At 59.1% G+C, this 19,846-nt stretch carries 20 protein-coding genes; 8 read left to right on the forward strand and 12 right to left on the reverse strand.

Annotation, left to right across the window (positions count from 1 at the left end; genetic code table 11):
- The first annotated feature begins 73 nt into the window (after window positions 1-73).
- From ABLV52_RS08915 to ABLV52_RS08935, 5 genes are all read left to right on the forward strand, one after another.
- Entirely contained in the window at window positions 74-373 is a 300-nt protein-coding gene (locus ABLV52_RS08915) for a YsaB family lipoprotein (RefSeq protein ID WP_072096573.1), read from the forward strand.
- A gap of 127 nt (window positions 374-500) precedes the next feature.
- Entirely contained in the window at window positions 501-1,412 is a 912-nt protein-coding gene (glyQ, locus tag ABLV52_RS08920; protein ID WP_023291326.1) for a glycine--tRNA ligase subunit alpha, read from the forward strand.
- 9 nt (window positions 1,413-1,421) lie between these two features.
- Window positions 1,422-3,491: a glycine--tRNA ligase subunit beta gene (gene glyS / locus ABLV52_RS08925; protein ID WP_023291325.1), complete on the forward strand. Its 2,070-nt coding sequence runs from the start codon at window positions 1,422-1,424 to the stop codon at window positions 3,489-3,491.
- A 326-nt stretch (window positions 3,492-3,817) separates the two neighbouring features.
- Window positions 3,818-3,970, forward strand: coding sequence for a Hok/Gef family protein (locus ABLV52_RS08930; protein ID WP_348890288.1), 153 nt, complete (start codon window positions 3,818-3,820; stop codon window positions 3,968-3,970).
- 301 nt (window positions 3,971-4,271) lie between these two features.
- Window positions 4,272-5,891 carry an ATP-binding cassette domain-containing protein gene (locus tag ABLV52_RS08935; protein WP_348890289.1) on the forward strand — a complete coding sequence of 540 codons (1,620 nt, stop codon included), beginning with the start codon at window positions 4,272-4,274 and terminating at the stop codon, window positions 5,889-5,891.
- Window positions 5,892-5,989: 98 nt separating this feature from the next.
- Here the strand turns inward: ABLV52_RS08935 and cspA are convergent, their stop codons facing one another.
- From cspA to ABLV52_RS08955, 4 genes are all read right to left on the reverse strand, one after another.
- Complete coding sequence (gene cspA / locus ABLV52_RS08940) at window positions 5,990-6,202, reverse strand: RNA chaperone/antiterminator CspA (RefSeq protein ID WP_000014594.1); 213 nt, start codon at window positions 6,200-6,202, stop codon at window positions 5,990-5,992.
- Between the two features lie 252 nt (window positions 6,203-6,454).
- Window positions 6,455-6,745: an HTH-type transcriptional regulator gene (locus ABLV52_RS08945; protein WP_004205010.1), complete on the reverse strand. Its 291-nt coding sequence runs from the start codon at window positions 6,743-6,745 to the stop codon at window positions 6,455-6,457.
- Between the two features lie 244 nt (window positions 6,746-6,989).
- On the reverse strand, window positions 6,990-8,345 hold the full coding sequence (locus tag ABLV52_RS08950; protein WP_023291321.1) for an MFS transporter: 1,356 nt from the start codon (window positions 8,343-8,345) through the stop codon (window positions 6,990-6,992).
- Window positions 8,338-8,625: a hypothetical protein gene (locus tag ABLV52_RS08955; protein WP_064158052.1), complete on the reverse strand. Its 288-nt coding sequence runs from the start codon at window positions 8,623-8,625 to the stop codon at window positions 8,338-8,340. Before ABLV52_RS08955 ends, ABLV52_RS08950 begins: the two co-directional genes overlap by 8 nt.
- A gap of 160 nt (window positions 8,626-8,785) precedes the next feature.
- Here ABLV52_RS08955 and ABLV52_RS08960 point away from each other — a divergent pair, with 160 nt between their 5' ends.
- Complete coding sequence (locus ABLV52_RS08960; RefSeq protein WP_002921929.1) at window positions 8,786-9,496, forward strand: DUF3053 domain-containing protein; 711 nt, start codon at window positions 8,786-8,788, stop codon at window positions 9,494-9,496.
- 108 nt (window positions 9,497-9,604) lie between these two features.
- Here the strand turns inward: ABLV52_RS08960 and ghrB are convergent, their stop codons facing one another.
- The 6 genes from ghrB to ABLV52_RS08990 form a co-directional block, all read right to left on the reverse strand.
- The gene (ghrB, locus tag ABLV52_RS08965) at window positions 9,605-10,576 is read right to left on the reverse strand and encodes a glyoxylate/hydroxypyruvate reductase GhrB (RefSeq protein WP_348890290.1); all 972 of its coding nucleotides are present in this window, start codon (window positions 10,574-10,576) and stop codon (window positions 9,605-9,607) included.
- A gap of 24 nt (window positions 10,577-10,600) precedes the next feature.
- Entirely contained in the window at window positions 10,601-11,881 is a 1,281-nt protein-coding gene (locus ABLV52_RS08970; RefSeq protein WP_004205006.1) for an MFS transporter, read from the reverse strand.
- Window positions 11,882-11,985: 104 nt separating this feature from the next.
- Entirely contained in the window at window positions 11,986-12,921 is a 936-nt protein-coding gene (locus ABLV52_RS08975; RefSeq protein ID WP_008806889.1) for a sugar kinase, read from the reverse strand.
- 3 nt (window positions 12,922-12,924) lie between these two features.
- Complete coding sequence (locus tag ABLV52_RS08980) at window positions 12,925-13,674, reverse strand: xylose isomerase (protein ID WP_044525022.1); 750 nt, start codon at window positions 13,672-13,674, stop codon at window positions 12,925-12,927.
- A 111-nt stretch (window positions 13,675-13,785) separates the two neighbouring features.
- Window positions 13,786-14,802 (reverse strand): LacI family DNA-binding transcriptional regulator, encoded by a 1,017-nt coding sequence (locus tag ABLV52_RS08985; RefSeq protein ID WP_023291318.1) that lies wholly within the window; start codon window positions 14,800-14,802, stop codon window positions 13,786-13,788.
- A gap of 103 nt (window positions 14,803-14,905) precedes the next feature.
- On the reverse strand, window positions 14,906-15,568 hold the full coding sequence (locus ABLV52_RS08990) for an OmpA family lipoprotein (protein WP_023291317.1): 663 nt from the start codon (window positions 15,566-15,568) through the stop codon (window positions 14,906-14,908).
- 166 nt (window positions 15,569-15,734) lie between these two features.
- On the opposite strand from ABLV52_RS08990, the gene ABLV52_RS08995 reads away from it, so the two are divergent.
- Complete coding sequence (locus ABLV52_RS08995) at window positions 15,735-18,065, forward strand: molybdopterin guanine dinucleotide-containing S/N-oxide reductase (RefSeq protein ID WP_348890291.1); 2,331 nt, start codon at window positions 15,735-15,737, stop codon at window positions 18,063-18,065.
- On the opposite strand, the gene ABLV52_RS09000 is transcribed toward ABLV52_RS08995, so the two are convergent.
- Both ABLV52_RS09000 and tag read right to left on the reverse strand, forming a co-directional pair.
- Window positions 18,034-18,474, reverse strand: a complete 441-nt coding sequence (locus ABLV52_RS09000) for an N-acetyltransferase (protein ID WP_032454332.1) — start codon at window positions 18,472-18,474, stop codon at window positions 18,034-18,036. The genes ABLV52_RS08995 and ABLV52_RS09000 overlap by 32 nt on opposite strands.
- On the reverse strand, window positions 18,452-19,033 hold the full coding sequence (gene tag, locus ABLV52_RS09005; RefSeq protein ID WP_064158048.1) for a DNA-3-methyladenine glycosylase I: 582 nt from the start codon (window positions 19,031-19,033) through the stop codon (window positions 18,452-18,454). Before tag ends, ABLV52_RS09000 begins: the two co-directional genes overlap by 23 nt.
- Before the next feature lie 142 nt (window positions 19,034-19,175).
- On the opposite strand from tag, the gene ABLV52_RS09010 reads away from it, so the two are divergent.
- Window positions 19,176-19,820 carry an autotransporter outer membrane beta-barrel domain-containing protein gene (locus ABLV52_RS09010; RefSeq protein ID WP_348890292.1) on the forward strand — a complete coding sequence of 215 codons (645 nt, stop codon included), beginning with the start codon at window positions 19,176-19,178 and terminating at the stop codon, window positions 19,818-19,820.
- The last annotated feature ends 26 nt before the right edge of the window (window positions 19,821-19,846 follow it).

A 19,846-nucleotide genomic window follows, 5' to 3' on the forward strand; every position in this document is an offset into this window, starting at 1 on the left:
ATATTCGCAAAATACCTGTAATACTGGATCTTTGCGATAACAACTTGCTGACAAGGCGGTGGAGGAGAACGTGGTGAAAGGTGTCGTTTCCATAATGCTGGCGCTGCTCCTTGCGGGCTGCAGCGAGACCGTTTCCCCGCCGGCGCAAAAGGCGCAGCGCGCGCATATTACACCGCAAACTACGCTCAATATGGCGCAGCTTTGCAAGGATCAGGCCGCTATCCGCTATAACACGCAAACGCAGTTAGTTGACGTGAACCATCTTGAACAATTCCAGGCGAGCTATGAGCTGTCGGGTCGTACCGGCAAGAATGAACGTTTCATCTGTTCCTTTGACCCCGACGGCCAGTTTATGCATCTTTCGATGCGCTGAATCGACCCCGCCTGGCGTAAATTTCGTCCGTTTTCCTGAAACTACGCCGTTTCGTACTGTATATCTCGCAGCCAGCGGGTATACTGACTCCTTCCTTTAAATCCACACGTATCCAGCACGAAATCATATGCAAAAGTTTGATACCAGGACCTTCCAGGGCCTGATCCTGACCTTACAGGATTACTGGGCTCGTCAGGGCTGCACCATTGTTCAACCACTGGACATGGAAGTCGGCGCCGGCACCTCTCACCCGATGACCTGCCTGCGCGCGTTAGGGCCGGAGCCGATGGCGACCGCCTACGTACAGCCTTCCCGTCGTCCAACCGATGGCCGCTATGGCGAAAACCCGAACCGTTTACAGCATTACTATCAGTTCCAGGTGGTGATTAAGCCTTCTCCGGACAACATCCAGGAGCTGTACCTCGGGTCGCTGAAAGAGCTGGGTATGGACCCGACCATTCACGACATTCGCTTCGTCGAAGACAACTGGGAAAACCCGACGCTGGGGGCCTGGGGTCTGGGTTGGGAAGTGTGGCTCAACGGCATGGAAGTGACGCAGTTCACCTACTTCCAGCAGGTGGGCGGCCTGGAGTGTAAGCCGGTGACCGGCGAGATCACCTACGGCCTGGAGCGTCTGGCGATGTACATCCAGGGCGTCGATAGCGTCTACGACCTGGTCTGGAGCGATGGCCCGCTGGGTAAAACCACTTACGGCGACGTGTTCCACCAGAACGAAGTGGAGCAGTCCACCTATAACTTCGAATACGCCGACGTCGATTTCCTCTTCTCCTGCTTCGAGCAGTATGAGAAAGAGGCCCAGCATCTGCTGGCGCTGGAGACCCCGCTGCCGCTGCCGGCCTACGAGCGTATTCTGAAAGCGGCTCACAGCTTCAACCTGCTGGATGCGCGTAAAGCCATCTCCGTCACCGAGCGTCAGCGCTATATCCTGCGCATTCGCACCCTGACGAAAGCAGTGGCGGAAGCGTACTACGCTTCCCGTGAAGCGCTCGGCTTCCCGATGTGCAACAAGAATAAATAAGAGGCGGCCATGTCTGAGAATACTTTTCTGGTGGAAATCGGCACTGAAGAGCTGCCACCAAAAGCGCTGCGCAGCCTGGCGGAATCTTTTGCTGCGAACGTGACCGCGGAGCTGGATAACGCCGGCCTCGCGCACGGTAAAGTGGAATGGTTTGCCGCCCCGCGTCGTCTGGCGCTGAAGGTGGCCAACCTGGCGGCGGCGCAAGCCGATCGCGAAGTGGAAAAACGCGGCCCGGCCGTTGCCCAGGCGTTCGATGCCGAAGGCAAGCCAAGCAAAGCGGCCGAAGGCTGGGCGCGCGGCTGCGGTATTACCGTCGATCAGGCCGAACGTCTGACTACGGACAAAGGCGAGTGGCTGCTGTATCGCGCCCATGTGAAGGGCGAAAGCACCGAAGCGCTGCTGCCGAACATGATTGCCAGCTCGCTGGCGAAGCTGCCGATCCCGAAACTGATGCGCTGGGGCGCGTCTGACGTCCACTTCGTGCGCCCGGTTCACACCGTCACGCTGCTGCTGGGCGACAAGGTGATCCCGGCTACTATCCTCGGTATCCCGTCCGATCGCGTGATCCGCGGCCATCGCTTTATGGGCGAGCCGGAATTCACCATCGACCATGCCGACCAGTACCCGCAGATCCTGTTGGAGCGCGGTAAAGTCATCGCCGATTACGAACAGCGTAAAGCCAAAATCAAAGCCGATGCGGAAGAGGCGGCGCGTAAGATTGGCGGTCAAGCCGATCTGAGCGAAAGCCTGCTGGAAGAAGTCACCTCGCTGGTGGAATGGCCGGTGGTGCTGACGGCGAAGTTCGAAGAAAAATTCCTCGCGGTGCCGTCTGAAGCGCTGGTTTACACCATGAAGGGCGACCAGAAGTACTTCCCGGTTTACGACAACGCCGGTAAGCTGCTGCCGAACTTTATCTTCGTCGCCAACATCGAGTCGAAAGATCCGCAGCAGATCATCTCCGGTAACGAGAAGGTGGTCCGTCCGCGTCTGGCCGACGCCGAGTTCTTCTTCAACACCGACCGTAAAAAACGTCTGGAAGACAACCTGCCGCGTCTGGAAACCGTGCTGTTCCAGCAGCAGCTGGGTACGCTGCGCGACAAGACCGATCGCATTCAGGCGCTGGCGGGCTGGATTGCCGAGCAGATTGGCGCTGACGTGAACCACGCGACCCGCGCGGGCCTGCTGTCCAAGTGCGACCTGATGACCAACATGGTCTTCGAGTTCACCGACACCCAGGGCGTGATGGGGATGCACTACGCCCGCCACGATGGCGAAGCGGAAGATGTGGCCGTGGCGCTGAACGAACAGTATCAGCCGCGCTTTGCCGGCGACGCGCTGCCGTCTAACCCGGTGGCCTGCGCGGTGGCGATTGCCGATAAGATGGACACCCTCGCGGGTATCTTCGGTATCGGCCAGCACCCGAAAGGCGATAAAGACCCGTTTGCGCTGCGCCGCGCCGCGCTGGGCGTCCTGCGTATCATCGTCGAGAAGAACCTGAACCTCGATCTGCAAACGCTGACCGAAGAAGCGGTGCGTCTGTACGGTGAGAAGCTGACCAACGCCAACGTGGTTGATGACGTGATCGACTTTATGCTGGGCCGCTTCCGCGCCTGGTATCAGGACGAAGGCTACGGCGTCGACACTATCCAGGCGGTACTGGCGCGTCGTCCAACCCGCCCGGCGGATTTCGATGCGCGCATGAAAGCCGTATCGCACTTCCGTACCCTGGAAGAGTCCTCTGCGCTGGCGGCGGCGAACAAACGTGTCTCCAACATCCTCGCGAAATCCGACGAGACGCTGAACGACATCGTTCACGCTTCCGTGCTGAAAGAAGCGGCGGAAATTAAGCTGGCGGGCAATCTGGTGGTGCTGCGCGACAAGCTGCAGCCGTACTTCGCCGCAGGCCGCTATCAGGATGCGCTGATTGAGCTGGCCGCTCTGCGCGAGCCGGTGGATGAGTTCTTCGAAAACGTGATGGTCAACGCCGAAGACAAAGATGTCCGCATCAACCGTCTGACGCTGCTGTCCAAACTGCGTGAACTGTTCCTGCAGGTGGCGGATATTTCTCTGCTGCAGTAAGCGTATCGGTAATAATAAAAAACCTGCCTCAGGGCAGGTTTTTTTATACCTGAAATATAAGTAGTCGAACCGCTAATAATTCAGTCATTGATATTTTCATTATTTGCATTGATCAATAAAAATATTTTAAGAATATATAAACATAATTCCGCAAGTTATTTACGCTAGAATGGCGGCGGGTGCTTGAGACTGTGTGTCTCAGGTATTCAGCGGGAGACAGACAGAGAAAAGCCCCACCTGATAGTCATCAAAGTGAGGCTCCCCTAATGCATGAACACCATAAACGTAGCCTCTTACTTGTTGAAAATCAACACGGGAGGCGAGGAGTGCTGCGAAACTATCTGTTGTTTGGCTTAATAGTGATTTGCTTCACTGTTTTATTATTGACCTGGATGGTTCGTGATTCGCTATATGAATTACCGCTCAGGCAGGGAAATAGTGAGCTGGTGGCATTCTTAGCCTGTGATAGTAAACAGTAAGAGCATCTGGTGGGGATCTATCCCCACTATGCTTGCAGTGTCAGGCATTCTCAATGCACCCTTTCATTGTTCACCAAATAAATCATTTGCCTCCTGATATCAGGAGGCCTTTTTATTTTTAAACGATTGTTGAATTAAACGGGCTTGAAATTCATAGCGGAGTGTGGCTATCCTATGCCCCGACGAATCCCTCGTCTCACTGGAGCGCGCCCTACAAATGAACAAACACGACTGATGAACTTCACGCCTTACCTCGCAGACGTTGCGGGTAGGGAAGTATTGATTTCATTCAGGAGTGCTTATGGCTCATTGCGACCACATCCCCGCTTTTGTTTTACATCAGGTCACCTGTCAGTTTGCGACGGGGCAGACCCTGTTTGGTCCTCTCAACGTCTCGCTGGAACCGTCCCTTTGCGGTCTGGTCGGCCGGAACGGCGTCGGTAAGTCGCGTCTGTTGCGCCTGCTGGCGGGCCTTGATTCTCCTGCCGGTGGCCATATCGAGCGCGCGGCTTCCATTGCCTGGGTGGCGCAGCAGCCGACGCTTACGCCGGAGACCACCCTCGCTACGCTGCTGGGCTATGCGCCGGTCTTTGACGCCTTGTTCCGCCTTGAGCAGGGCCATGGACTGGCCGACGATTTCGAGCTATTGGATGGCCACTGGGATCTCCCCGATCGGCTGAGTTTAGCTTTCCGCGATGCCGGTCTCCCGCCGTTCTCTGCCGATCGTCCCGCTTTTTCACTCAGCGGCGGCGAGCGGATGAAGGCCCTGCTGTGCGGCGCCTTTGTTTCGAGCGCCGATTATCTGCTGCTGGATGAGCCCACCAACCATCTGGACAGTGAGGGGCGAGAGTGGCTCTATCAGCAACTGGAAAACTGGCACGGCGGAGCTTTGATCGCCAGCCACGATCGTCAACTGCTGGCGCGGATGCCGAGGATCATCGAGCTGACGCCGACGGCGCTGCGCAGCTACGGCGGCAACTATGACGAATATCAGCGGCAGCGCGAGGCGGAGCAGCAGGCGGCGCGCGCGGCGCTGGACCATGCGACGACCGAGCGGCGACGCACCCGCGCGCGAATGCAAAAAGAGCATGATGCTGCCCAGCGGCGCTCGGCGCAGACACTGCGTACCGTTGATACCCTGAATATCGCCTCTTTCGAACGCGTGAAGTACAAAGGCGCGGCAAAAGAGCGTCCGGGAACGCTGCGCCGTCAGCATCGTGAACAGAACAGCAGTCTGAATGGCGCTGTGCAGCAGGCGCGAGAGCGGGTGGAAGAGGATACGCCGGTGATGTTCACCCTGCCAGGCAGCGAAGTGGCGGCGGGCAAGCAGGTGCTGGTCGTGGAAGCATTGCAGCTCGCCCATTCCCCCGCTGCGCCGCTGGACTGGCGCGTGGATGGTCCGATGCGCGTCGCGCTGCGAGGGCCGAACGGCTGCGGCAAAACTACCTTGCTGAAAACGCTGCTGGGGCTGGAGCAGGCCGCCTCAGGCGATGTCCGGCTGTCGGTGAGCGCCGCTTATCTGGATCAACATCTGACGCAGCTGGATCTGTCGTTATCGGTGATAACGCATCTGAGCCTGGACGATACTCCGCTGGATGAGGGGCTGCTGCGGACCCGTCTGGCGCAGCTGCAGCTGGGCGCCGATAAGGTCAACCTGCCGCTGGCGGCGCTCAGCGGCGGCGAACGCCTGAAAGCGGCCCTGGCCTGCGTGCTCTGGCGACGCGATCCTGCCCAGCTGCTGTTGCTCGATGAGCCGACCAACCATCTCGATTTAGCGTCGACACAGGCCATTGAGTGTGCGCTGGCGACGTTTCCCGGCGCGTTGGTGGTGGTGTCGCATGACGAGGCGTTTCTGCAGGGGTTGAAACTCACCCACAGCCTGACGTGGGGGGAAACGGGCTGGCACGATACCCGACTCTGAATGCCCGGCAGCCGCCACCGTATGCTGGCGGCGGCTGGCGACAGATAAAAAAAATCCCCGCCATCAGGCAGGGATTCTCGATTCTTAGCGGCTTGAACTTACAGAGAAGTTACGTTGCCAGCTGCCGGGCCTTTAGCGCCGCTTTCGATGGTGAAGGAGACTTTCTGACCTTCGTCCAGGGATTTGTAGCCATCGTTCTGGATAGCAGAGAAGTGTACGAACACGTCTTTAGAGCCATCGTCAGGAGTGATGAAGCCGAAGCCTTTGTCAGCGTTGAACCATTTTACGATACCAGTCATTTTACCGGACATAGTGAATTACCTTTAAAAAAATAAGTGAGCCTTGCGGCGTAGCGGTCTGGACTACAGATTTAAAGCGATAAAGGGAAAGTTCACTACGGGGGTATCTTTGGATAACCTTAGAAGGACTGCTCTATTCGACTGCTCTGTGGTCTGTACATCAAACCTGCGAGCATTAACGCACGTTCAGCACCTGATAGCAAACTTTTTTTTACGGCGCAGCGGCAAAAGCTCCCTTACTGGCCCTTGCCGCTGCGCGCTGGATTAATCGAGTAACTGTCTTGAAAGCTGCGGATTGGCCTGAATCAGGCGCATTAATTTCAGCTCTGTGGGGGACGGTCTTACCCGTCTCGACTCCCACTCTCTTACCATGGCGACGCTCACGCCCATGGCGTTGGCGAAGTCGTCAATCTTAAGTCCAGTGCCTTTACGCAGCTGTTCAAATTCACTAAACACAGTGGACTTACGGTTTGAGGTAAGTGTCTGATTATCGTCCTTAAAAACGATGTGTTCCAGGCTGCTCAGCAGTTCAAACACGGGATCTTTATATTCCATTGAGAACTCCTTTTATCACACAGCGGAAGAGATTTTTCTAAAGCTCTTTAAGAATAGTCAGAAAAAGGCGTAAAGGATGGTAACGTCCGTGATTATTTGCCAGCAGGTTATCGAATCGGCCCCGTCAGCCAAACGGCAACGGGGCCTAAGAGAATGATTACTAACGCGATGGCGTGGCTTCGAAAATTTTTGTAAACGGATAAGAAAAAAGCGGCAAAGCCGGCGCGGGCCGCCGGCTTATCGATCAGGCTTTCTGCAGACCTCTCGCGTCCTCTGTCGCCACGGGCGCTGATTTACTGACCCGGTATTTAATCAGCAGCGCGATGGCTGACAGGAACGCCGGGATGGCCAGCAGAGTGAAAATGGTCTCAAAAGAGAGCTGGGCCTGCATCAGGAAGGCGCCGCTGAACGCACCGAGGATCCCGCCGAAGCGGCCGATACCCAGCATCCAGGCGACGCCGGTGGCGCGCCCTTGCGTCGGGTAGAAGCCTGCCGCCAGCGCCGGCATCGACGACTGCGCGCCGTTCATAATACTGCCGGCGATAAACACCATCACTCCCATCAGCGCCAGGCTGCTGGTGGAGAAGCCGACCAGACAGACGAAAACGCCGGTCAGCAGCCAGCCGACGGCCACTACCTTATTGGGGTTGATCTTGTCCATCAGGGCGCCGAGGATCAGCACGCCAATTCCGCCGCCGAGCGGGAACAGAGCGGTGATAATTGAGGCCTGACTCATCGATGCGCCGGTTTCACGGATCAGCAGCGGCAGCCAGCTGGTCAGGAGATAGAAGATCAGCAGACCCATGAAGTAGGTCAGGCACAGCATCACGGTACCCACTGCGTAGCGCGGGGAGAAAATGACGCCGATAGCCGACTTCTCTTTCACCTGGCCTGCTTCGCGCAGCTCAAATTCCACCGCCTCCGGCAGCGGCGCGATACGCCGCAGGATGGCGGCAATGCGCTGCGCCGGCTGACGCTTCACCACCAGATAGCGGGCGGATTCCGGCAGCAGGAAAATTAAAGCCACCGCCAGCAGGAGAGGCATCACGCCGCCCAGCACCAGTACGCTCTGCCAGCCATAGTGCGGGATCATCCAGGCGGATAAAAAGCCGCCCAGCGACGATCCCATCGGAAAGCCGACGAACATCAGGTTCACCAGCAGCGCCCGACGGCGCTCCGGCGCATATTCGCTCATTAACGTGGCGGCATTGGGCATCGCTGCGCCAAGGCCCAGGCCGGTCAGAAAGCGCAGCAGCGTCAGTTGGTTAAGGCTGGTGGCAAAGGCGGTGAGCAGGCTGAATCCGCCGAACACCACGATCGACATAATCAGCACTTTCTTGCGGCCGATACGATCAGCCAGCGGTCCCGCGGTTAACGCGCCGACGGCCAGGCCCACCAGCGCGGCGCTCATCACCGGGCCGAGGGCGGATTTTTCCACGCCCCACTCCTGGACCAGGTCGGAGGCGATGAATCCGATGATCGCGGTGTCGAACCCGTCCATCGCGACGGTGATGAAGCAGAGCGCGAGGATCATCCACTGGTAGCGGGTGAAGGGGTGCTCGTTGATAAAGGCCTGAATGTCGATGGTTGTCTTAGTCATACGGCTTTCCTGGCAGACTGAGCGAGGGACAGAGGTTTGTTATTATCGTCGCCTTCGCGTCATTGAGTTTGATTTGTGCGATAATCGAACGCATCGCCGTTAATCGCTCATTCATCAAATCATTGAAGCGCTGACCAGGCAATCCGGGCGCGCGCCAAAGCGTGCGATTATCGTCCGCTTCCGGGCGAGGCGCCGGTTGATGGATTTTTTGTTTAAAGAATATCAATAAGTTACGTGATATGCGTCGGCCTGATTTAAAGCGCATATTTGTGATGCGCATAACAGACGCGCCAGGCGGCGATAGCGGCGTATGGAATGGCGTTTTTCCTGCGTAAGATTAGCAGTAAAGGGTATCCTGCGAGGCCGAGCTGGACTATCCTTGTCAGCGTCTGGCACGTGTGTGTCTTTGTGCGCTTTTTTTGGCTGAAAGGAGTAAAAAAATGGCGACAGGAAAGTCCTGCTCTCGCTGGTTTGCGGCTATGGCGGCCTTATTAATGGTGGTTAGCCTGAGTGGGTGTTTTGATAAAGAGGGCGATCAGCGCAAAGCGTTTATCGACTTCCTGCAGAATACGGCGATGCGTAGCGGTGAACGACTGCCGACGCTGACCGCCGATCAGAAAAAACAGTTTGGGCCATTTGTCTCTGACTACGCGGTGATCTACGGCTACTCGCAGCAGGTGAGCCAGGCGATGGACGCTGGTCTGCGCCCGGTGGTGGATAGCGTCAATGCGATCCGCGTTCCGCAAGACTATATGACCCAGCGCGAGCCGCTGCGTCAGGCGAACGGCGCGCTGGGCGTGCTCAGCCAGCAGCTGCAGAATGCCAAAATGCAGGCTGATGCCGCGCATGGCGCTCTGAAGCAGGCTGACGATCTCAAGCCGGTCTTCGATCAGGTATACGCTAAGGTCGTCACCGCGCCAGCCGACGCGCTGCAGCCGCTGATCCCGGCCGCGCAGATCTTTACCCAGCAGCTGGTTCAGGTGGGGGATTTTGTCGCTCAGCAGGGGACCCAGGTGAGCTTTGTGGCCAACGGCATTCAGTTCCCGACCTCGCAGCAGGCCAGCCAGTATAATGCGCTGATTGGGCCGCTGGCGGCGCAGCATCAGGCGTTTAATCAGGCATGGACGGCGGCGGTGAACGCCACCCGCTAATGCCCCGTCTGGCTGACGTGAGCTGCGGCGAACGGGCTGGATGACGGACAGAATGCAAAAAGAACCCGGGGAGGGCGATGGCCGCCGCTACCCGGGTTTTTTTATGGCTTATTTTACCTGCGGATTGACGCAGTTTTTCTCGACCTTGCCGTTCAGGGCATCGATCAGGTTATCCACCGCGCAGGCCGCCATGTTGTAGCGCGTCTCATGGGTGGCGGAGCCGATATGCGGCAGCGCGACGACGTTCGGCAGGCTCAGCAGCGGCGAATCTTTAGCCAGCGGCTCGTGCTCGAAGACATCAAGGCCGGCAGCGTGAATCTCCCCCGCCTGCAGGGCGGCGATCAGCGCCTGCTCATCGACCACCGGGCCGCGCCCGGCGTTAATAAAGATGGCGGAAGATTTCATTTTGGCGAACTGCGCCTGACCGAACAGATGGTGGGTCTCTTCGCTCAGGGGCAGGATCAGGCAGACAAAATCGGCTTCCTGCAGCAGGGTATCGAGATCGCAATAGCGGGCGTTGAAGCGCTCTTCTGCCTGCGGATGCTGGCGGCGCGCGTTGTACAGGATCGGCATGCCGAACCCGAAGTGGGCGCGCTGCGCCAGCGCCATGCCGATGCGGCCCATGCCGACGATACCTAAGGTTTTATGGTGTATGTCGGTGCCGAACCAGTCTGGCCCAATGCTCTTCGTCCACTCGCCCGCTTTGACGCGCTCCGCCACTTCCACCACCCGGCGGGCGGTGCTCAGCACCAGCGCCATGATCGTGTCGGCGACGGTCTCGGTCAGCACGGTCGGGGTATGCATCAGCAGCACCCGGCGGGCGTTCAGCGCCTCGACGTCGAAGTTGTCATAGCCAACGGACACGGTGGAGGTCGCACGCAGCTTCGGCATCTTCTCCAGCAGCGCGGCGTCAACCTTTTCGCTGGAGCCCAGCAGGCCCTCAGCCTGGGCGAAGGCCTCAGCGTGCTGCGAAACGGTCTCCGGCCGCAGGTTTTTCACCTGAGTGACGGAAAAGTGCTCCTCCAGACGCTGTAGCAGGTCGTCGGGAAGCGTTTTATAGAGAATGACAGACGGCTTCATGCGAATCTCCGTAGTGTGAGTCGTTCAGGCGTGATGAGCGCCAAGTGGAAGGTTTTGATTATTAGCAGGCTTAACAATCAAAGTCAGCCATACTGAGGCGAAAAGCGCCACCCCCATAAAAATATAGGAAGCTGCGGGGCTGCCGGTGGCGCCGTTCAGGTAGCCGACAAACCACGAGCCGCAGAAGGAGCCCAGGGCGCCCATGCTGTTGATCAGCGCCATCGCGCCGCCGGCGACGTTGCGTGGCAGCATTTCCGGAATAATGGCGAAGAAGGGGCCGTAAGGCGCATACATTGCCGCACCAGCCACCACCAGCAGGGTGTAAGAGACCCAGAAGTGGTTGGCGCCGACCGCCCAGGAGCCGATGAAGGCCAGTCCGCCAATCAGCAGCAGCGGCCAGACGAACAGTTTACGGTTCTGCATTTTATCGGAGGCCCAGGAGACCACGATCATGGCGATAGTCGCCGCCAGGTACGGAACCGAAGAGAGCCAGCCCACTTCCACCATCCCCATATTTTCGCCGCCGCTGCGGATAATCGACGGCAGCCACAGTACAAAACCGTACACGCCGATGCTCCAGGCAAAGTACTGAGCGCAGAGCAGGATCACGTTGCGGGAGCGGAAGGCCTCGCCATAGTTACGCACCGCTTTGATGCCCTGCTGTTCACGATCCAGTTGTTCCTGCAGCGCGGCTTTTTCACTCTCCGCCAGCCAGGATACCTGCGACGGTTTATCTTTCACCAGCACCCACCAGCAGAAGGCCCAGATCACCGCCGGCACCCCTTCGATGATGAACATTTCCCGCCAGCCGAAGGCCTGAATCAGGTAGCCGGAGACCACCGACATCCACAGGACCGTCACCGGGTTGCCGAGGATCAGGAAGGTATTGGCCCGCGAGCGCTCGGATTTGGTGAACCAGTTGCTGATATAGATCAGCATCGCCGGCATCACCGCCGCCTCGACGACGCCGAGGATAAAGCGAATGGCCGCCAGCGCCGGGATATTATGCACAATCCCGGTCAGGGAGGCGCAGCCGCCCCACAGGATCAGGCAGATAAAGATCAGTTTGCGAACGCTGCGGCGCTCCGCATAGATAGCGCCGGGGATCTGGAAGAAGAAGTAGCCGAGGAAGAACAGGGCCCCCAGCAGGGAGGAGATCCCCTTGGTGATGCCCAGGTCTTCGGTAATGCCTGCCGCGGAGGCGAAGCTGAAGTTGGCGCGGTCGAGGTACGCCAGGCTATACGTGATAAACACGATAGGCATGATGTACCACCAGCGTTTCGTTGCATTTGTTGAGCTATTCATAGGCTTGCCTCTGTCAATGAGGTGACATACGTCCGTCGAAACGGACGCTGCTGTGCCGCGCTGCAGGTAGGGTACAGGACGGCTGTTATTGTTGCGTATAAATGTTATTCGCCCAGCGCGTCGCGGGTGGGCAGCCCCTCGCTGTCGCCCTGGACCTGAATGGCCAGCGAACCGATTTTATTGCCGCGGTTCACCGCCTGAAGCAGGGTTTTGCCTTCCAGCAGGGCGCTAATCACCCCGACGGCAAAGCCGTCGCCGGCGCCGACGGTATCGACGACGTTTTCGACTTTAATGGCATCAACCGTTCCCTGTTCGCCGCTGGCGCTCTTGAACCAGGCGCCGTCGCAGCCGGTTTTAATGACCACCGCCTTGACGCCGCGCGAGAGATAGAAATCGGCGATCCCCTCCGGGGTCTGCTGGCCGGTGAGGATGACGCCCTCTTTTAAGCCTGGCAAAACCCAGTCAGCCTGGAAGGCGAGACGGTTGAGTTTCTCCACCATCTCGGCTTCGCTTTTCCACAGCACCGGCCGCAGATTGGGGTCGAAAGAGAGGGTTTTGCCCTCGGCTTTCATGACCTTCGCCGCATGCTCCAGCAGCGCATATGAGCTTTCAGAGAGCGCGGCGGCCACACCGCTCAGGTGCAGATGACGGGCGCTGGTGAAGTAGTCGGCGCGAAAATCGTCCGGCGACAGATGGCTGGCGGCAGAACCTTTACGGAAATATTCCACAATGGGATCGGTTCCATTTTCAACTTTCGATTTCATCTGGAAACCGGTAGCGAAGCGGTTGTCGATGGCGACAGCGTGGCTATCGATCCCCTCTTTCGCCAGCGATTGCAGTACGAAGCGGCCAAAGCTGTCGTTGCCGACGCGGCTGACCCAGCCGACCTTCAGACCCAGGCGCGCCAGGCCGGTGGCGACGTTCAGCTCAGCGCCGGCGACACGTTTCATAAAATGCTCCACCTCGGCCAGATCGCCGGTTTCGGTGGCGACAAACATGGCCATAGCTTCGCCGATGGTGATGACATCTAAATTTTCCACGGCTTATTCCTCGCGTAACAGGTTGACGTAGCGGCGGGTCACGGCCGTCAGGTCATGGCCAGTCAGCGGAAACTCGATTCCACGCGGCGCGTCGGCGGGAAGATTATCGAGCAGGGCCAGCCAGCGGTCGGCGGCCTGATCCGGCGGCACAGCGCGGAACTTCTCCTGATGAGGCTCCGCCGCTTTTACATGAATATAGCTGACCGCCGGCGCAAGATGGCGGGCGGCCTCTTCCGGCGAATCGCCGACCCACAGCCAGTTGCCCATATCAAACGTTAAGGTGATCGGCAGCTGATGGACCCGACAGGCGGCTTTGAAGCGCTGCATCGGCGCCAGCTGGCCGCAGTCGGTCTGGTCATTCTCCACCACCAGCGCCATGCCGCTGTCGCTGAGGATATGGCGCAGTTCGTCGAGCTGCTGGTTGTGGCGGAAATGGCCAAGGGAGAGCTTCAGCCACAGGGCGTTAAGAGTCTGCGCTTCCGCGAGCAGCGTCGGGAGATGCGGGTTAAGCTCGCCGTTGTCGGCGAACAGCGCCTGGGGCGCGGAGTAGCAGGCCAGCAGGCCGTGGCGCTCAATGGTGGCCGCCAGCGTCGGCAGGGCGTTGAGCTCTTCGGCGCTGAACAGCTCGCGGCGGATTTCGACGCCGTCCGCGCCGGCGTCGGCGATAAACGGCAGGACGGCGGCCTGGCCGCCTAAGGATTTAACATGGTCATTACCATACGCAGCGGTAACGACAATAATTTTTCTGGCCATCGCGCTCTTACTCCCGGCGTTTGTTGCTTAATCTCCTTATTACGCTAGATGGTATCGGTTCCATAAGAAAGGGCGAGATGTTTAATTTATGATCGGCATCACGAAGGATCGTTAACGGGAAGTTGATCCGCGGACGATAAGCTCGCCGGAGAAGACCCGCTCGCAGATGGGGTCGTTACTGCCAGCAATGCGCCGAATCACCTGTTCCACCGCCGCGTAGCCGATCTGCCACGTCGGCTGTTTGAGGGTGGTGATGCCGACGCCAGCCAGCTCCGCCCACTCCAGTTCGTCGAAGCCCAGCAGGCCGATATCGCTGCCCCAGATCAGGCCGACGCGCTTCAGGGCGCGGGCCACCTGCAGCGTCAGTGCGCCGTTGGCGGAGATCACCGCTTTGCGCATCCCGCGGTGGCGGGCGTGGAACTGGCGCAGGACGTTGTCCATCATCGCGCCGTCGTTGAGCTGCACTTCGGCGTTTTCGGCCACCACGCCGTGGTGGCGGGTGAGCGTGGCGCGGAAGGCGCTCAGGCGCTCGCGGCGGGTATTGACTGACCCCAGTGGTTCGCTAAGAAACAGGATGGCCTCAAAGCCTTTCTCCACCAGGTGTTCGGTGGCGGTGGTGGCGGCCTGGGCGTTATCAAGCCCGACCACATCGCAGGCGAAATCGGGGATTTTACGGTCAATCAGCACCATCGGCAGGGCCGACTGCTGCAGGCGGTTCAGGCCATCCTCCCGCATGCCGACCGCGTTGACGACGATGCCTTCCACCTGGTAGCTGCGCAGCAGGTCGAGGTAGTGCAGCTCCTGATCCAGCTCGTTATTGGTGTTACACACCAGCAGAGTGAAGCCCTTTTCCCGGCAGGCCGCTTCAATGCCGCTCATAACGTTGACCGAATAGGGGTTGGTGATATCGGCGATGATCAGGCCGATGAGGCGGGTTCGGCCGTGCTTGAGGCCGCGGGCCATCAGGCTGGGGCGGTAGTCGAGTTCGGCAATGGCTTGTTCAATACGTGATAACAGATCGTCGGAAAGCAGATGCTTCTCGCCGTTAAGATACCGTGAAATGCTGGTTTTGCCGGTCTTTGCGGCTTTCGCCACATCGCTAATGGTTGCACGCGCCGCTTTCGCCATGGTGGCTTCCTTTGCTGAAAATCTGCCAACACCTTAGCGCGAAAAATAGCGATATCAAGTATTTTGCCCGGCAGAGGCGCGGCCGGGCAACATGAGGATGCGCTTATTGCAGCGGGCTGAGGGTGATTTCCACGCGACGGTTCTGCGCCTTGCCTTCCGCCGTGCTGTTGCTGGCGATGGGGTTCGCCGGGCCCATGCCGGTGGTGCGAATGCGGTTGGCCGCCACGCCCTGGGTGATCAGCGCGCTGGCGACGCTGTCAGCACGCTGCTGCGACAAACGCATATTCAGGTCTTTACTGCCGGTGCTGTCGGTGTAGCCGACGACGTTAACGGCGGTTTTCTCATACTCTTTCAGCACCATGGCCACGCCGGTCAGGGTGTTGGCGCCGGCCGGTTTCAGGTTGGCGCTGTTGCTGTCGAAAGTGACGTTATTCGGCATGTTCAGCACGATGTTGTCACCATTTCGCGTCACGCTGACCCCGGTTCCCTGCATTTTGTCGCGCAGCTTCGCTTCCTGCACGTCCATGTAGTAGCCAATGCCGCCGCCCAGCGCCGCGCCTGCCGCTGCGCCAATCAGCGCGCCTTTGCCGCGGTCGTGTTTGGAGGAGGAAAGCGCGCCGACGCCAGCGCCCACTAAGGAGCCAATACCTGCGCCAATACCGGATTTGCCAGCTTCACGCTCACCGGTATAGGGGTTGGTGGTGCAGCCGGAAACGGCCAGGGTGCCGCTGACCAGAGCCGCAATCATAAGTACGCGTTTTTTCATTTAATGTCCTTAATCCTTTTTATTCTTTGCCACAGCGAACGTGACGGTTGATTATGACGCGCGAATACGTAGAAAATTCCCCGCATACCATCTCATTTTGTAAATAACATTGAACGGCGTCGATCGCGCCGTCACCACACCTGCCTTCGCTGACCAGGAGCCGCCTTTGCCAACCTCATCTGCAACCAAAACCATTTTAACCGCCGCCCACTGGGGACCGATGCTGGTGGAAACGGACGGGGAAAACGTCCTCTCCTCCCGCGGCGCGCTGGCGACGCCGTTTGCCAATTCGCTGCAAACGGCGGTGCGCGACCAGGTGCACAGCAAAACCCGCGTGCGCTACCCGATGGTGCGCAAAGGCTTTCTCGCCTCTCCGGACAAGCCCCAGGGGCTCCGCGGTCAGGATGAATTTGTGCGGGTGAGCTGGGAGCAGGCGCTGGATCTGATCGATGCCCAGCATCGTCGGATCCGCGAAAGCTACGGACCGGCCTCCATTTTTGCCGGCTCCTACGGCTGGCGTTCTAACGGCGTCCTGCATAAGGCGGCCACCCTGCTGCAGCGCTATATGAGCCTGGCGGGCGGCTACACCGGCCATCTCGGGGATTACTCCACCGGCGCGGCGCAGGCGATCATGCCTTACGTCGTGGGGGGCAATGAGGTGTATCAGCAGCAGACCAGCTGGCCGCTGGTGCTGGAGCACAGCGAGGTAGTGGTGCTGTGGAGCGCCAACCCGCTGAACACGCTGAAAATTGCCTGGAACGCCTCCGACGAGCAGGGTATCCCGTGGTTCGACCGGCTGCGCCAGAGCGGCAAGCGCTTGATCTGCATCGATCCGATGCGATCGGAAACGGTCGATTTCTTTGGCGATTCGATGGAGTGGATCGCGCCGCATATGGGCACCGACGTCGCGTTGATGCTGGGTATCGCCCATACGCTGGTGGAGAATGGCTGGCAGGACGACGAGTTTCTTGCCCGCTGCGCCAGCGGCTACGAGATTTTTGCCCGCTATCTGACCGGTGAAAGCGACGGCGTGGCGAAAACCGCCGACTGGGCGGCGGCTATTTGCGGTGTCTCAGCAGATAAGATCCGCGAACTGGCGAAACTTTTCCACGAAAACACCACCATGCTGATGTCTGGCTGGGGCATGCAGCGCCAGCAGTATGGCGAGCAGAAACACTGGATGTTGGTCACCCTGGCCGCGATGCTGGGGCAGATTGGCACCCCGGGGGGCGGGTTTGGGCTTTCCTACCATTTCGCCAACGGCGGCAACCCGACCCGCCGCGCGGCGGTGCTGGGCTCGATGCAGGGGAGCGTGGCCGGTGGCGTGGACGCCGTGGAGAAGATCCCGGTCGCGCGGATTGTCGAGGCGCTGGAGAAACCGGGTGCGGAGTATCAGCACAACGGCATGGCGCGGCGCTTCCCCGATATTCGCTTTATCTGGTGGGCCGGCGGCGCCAACTTTACTCATCACCAGGATACCAATCGCCTGATTCAGGCCTGGCAGAAACCAGAGCTTATCGTCATCTCCGAATGCTTCTGGACCGCCGCCGCGCGTCATGCCGATATCGTTCTGCCGGCGACCACCTCGTTTGAGCGCAACGATCTGACGATGACCGGGGACTACAGCAATCAGCATCTGGTGCCGATGAAACAGGTGGTCGCCCCGCGGGGTGAAGCGCGCGATGATTTCGCGGTCTTTGCCGACCTCAGCGAACGTTGGGAGGCGGGCGGCCGCGAGCGCTTTACCGAAGGGAAGAGCGATCTGCAGTGGCTGGAGACCTTCTATCAGATGGCCGCCCGGCGCGGCGCCCAGCAGCAGGTGACGCTGCCGCCGTTTGCCGAATTCTGGCAGGCTAACCAGCTGATTGAGATGCCGGAGGCGCCGGAGAATGCCCGTTTCATCCGCTTCGCCGCCTTCCGCGACGATCCCCTGGCCAACCCGCTGAAAACGGCGAGCGGTAAAATTGAGATCCACTCGCCGACCATCGCCGCCTTTGGCTACGCCGACTGCCCGCCGCACCCGATGTGGCTGGAGCCCGACGAGTGGCATGGCAACGCCGAGACGGGGCAGCTGCAGCTGCTGTCGGCCCATCCGGCACACCGTCTGCACAGTCAACTGAACTACTCCGCGCTGCGCGAACGCTATGCCGTCGCCGGACGCGAACCGTTGACTATTCATCCGCAGGATGCCCGGGCGCGGGGGATTGCCGATGGCGATCTGGTGCGGGTGTGGAACGCCCGCGGTCAGGTGCTGGCCGGCGCGGTGGTGACGGAGGGGATCCGCCCGGGGGTGATATGCCTGCATGAAGGGGCGTGGCCCGACCTGGATCCGGTGGCGGGCATCTGCAAAAACGGGGCGGTAAACGTCTTAACCAAAGATATCCCGACATCCCGTCTGGGCAACGGCTGTGCCGGGAACACCGCCCTGGCGTGGCTGGAGAAATATACCGGCCCGGCGCTGCCGCTTACAGCATTTGATCCGCCGGCCAGCGCATAATCCAGGTGGGGTGCTGAGTATCGTCCTGCCATGCGCAATCTTCAATGCGGAAGCCTTGCGCATGGTAGAAACTGACCGCTGATTCGTTTTTCTGATAAACCTCAAGGCTAAGCCAGGCGTAGTGCTGCTTGACTTCATCCAGCAGCGCCCGGCCAATGCCCTGGCGAATGGCGTCCGGCGCGACGAACAGCGCGCCGACGAAGCGGGACTCCAGCACGCTGACAAAGCCTTTTAGCTCTCCGTCGCGCTCCCAGACCCAGGTGCTGGCGGCGGGAAGATAGACGTCCCGTACCACCGCGACGCTGTCGCGCCAGTAGCTTTCGCTGATAAAGGGATGGGCATGGATCGTACTATCCAGCCACAGGGCCAGCAGCGGTGTATTATCTTTAGCGACCCACTTGCGGATCATCCTGACCTCCCGGGTGACAGAAGCAGCCGGTGACATGGTCGTTGACCAGCCCGCAGGCCTGCATAAAAGAGTAACAGATTGTCGAACCGACAAACTTAAAGCCGCGTTTTTTCAACGCTTTAGAAAGCGCATCAGAGGCCGGCGTCGTGGTCGGGATCTCCGCCAGTGTCGCCGCGCGGGTGACCTGCGGCGCATTGTCGACGAAAGACCAGACAAAATCAGTGAACGACTCGCCATTTTCCTCCATCGCCAGATACGCCCGGGCGTTGCCGATAATGGCCTGGATTTTTCCCCGATGGCGGATAATCCCGGTATCCTGTAGCAGCCGCTCGACATCATCGTCCCCCATCGCCGCCACGCGCACCGGATCGAACTGGTGAAAAGCCTGGCGATAGTTCTGCCGTTTTTTTAACACCGTGATCCACGACAACCCGGCCTGCTGGCCTTCAAGGCAGATCATTTCAAACAGCCGCTGGGACGCTTTTTGCGCGACACCCCATTCGGTATCGTGATACTCGATATATAACGGATCCTGACTCACCCATCCGCAACGCTGCATAGCTATTTCTCCCTCTGCGCTAAAAAAGTGGACGCCCCGGCTTGACGACTGAAAGATAAAGATAATAGTTAATACAGGGAAATCGTATCCCCAAAAAAACACAGCAATAATGCCGATTCGGCTCTTTTCTGGAGTCGCATTAATGATAATAAAGAAATGCAATGGCCTCCGGGGGTTCTTGTTCCCGGTGTGCGTATCCGTCTGGGTATCGTGTGTCTCTGGAGCGAATGCCTGGCAACAGGAATATATCGCTATCGATACAAAAAGTAATACGTCGGAACGTTATACATGGGATAGCGATCACCAACCACGCTATGAAGATATCCTCGCCGAGCGGATGAAGTCGTCTGAAACGCCGGGCGGACTGGCGTTAAACCAGGGGCTGGCGCCGCCGGACAGCAGCCGTGGGATGAGCGTCGGCTGGAATTATCTGCTGGCAAACGGCATGACCTCCGGGCCGGTGGCCAGCCTGCGCAGCGACTACAGCGCGCCGGCGACGAAAAGCGTTGGCGAGATGGGATATGTCAACACGCTCGGCTGGCGTATGGATTATCAGTCGCTGTGGGGTGTGCACCCCTGGGCTCAGGTGAGCTATAACCAGTCGCTCGCCAGCGATGCCTGGTCGCCGACCACTCGCGCCAGAGAGGGCGGCTGGAGTGATGTCACCCTGGGCGCCGATATGCCGCTGGGATCGCATGTGGCGGCATGGGCCACCCTGTCGCAGGCGGATAATGTCCCGTCGGGGGAAAATACGCTCTATCTGATGGGGGTCAGCGCCAACTTTTGAGCGGGGATTGTTACGCGTTTGAAACG

Source organism: Klebsiella sp. GB_Kp056, from assembly GCF_040064755.1.
GTDB classification, from domain to species: Bacteria; Pseudomonadota; Gammaproteobacteria; order Enterobacterales; family Enterobacteriaceae; genus Klebsiella; species Klebsiella quasipneumoniae.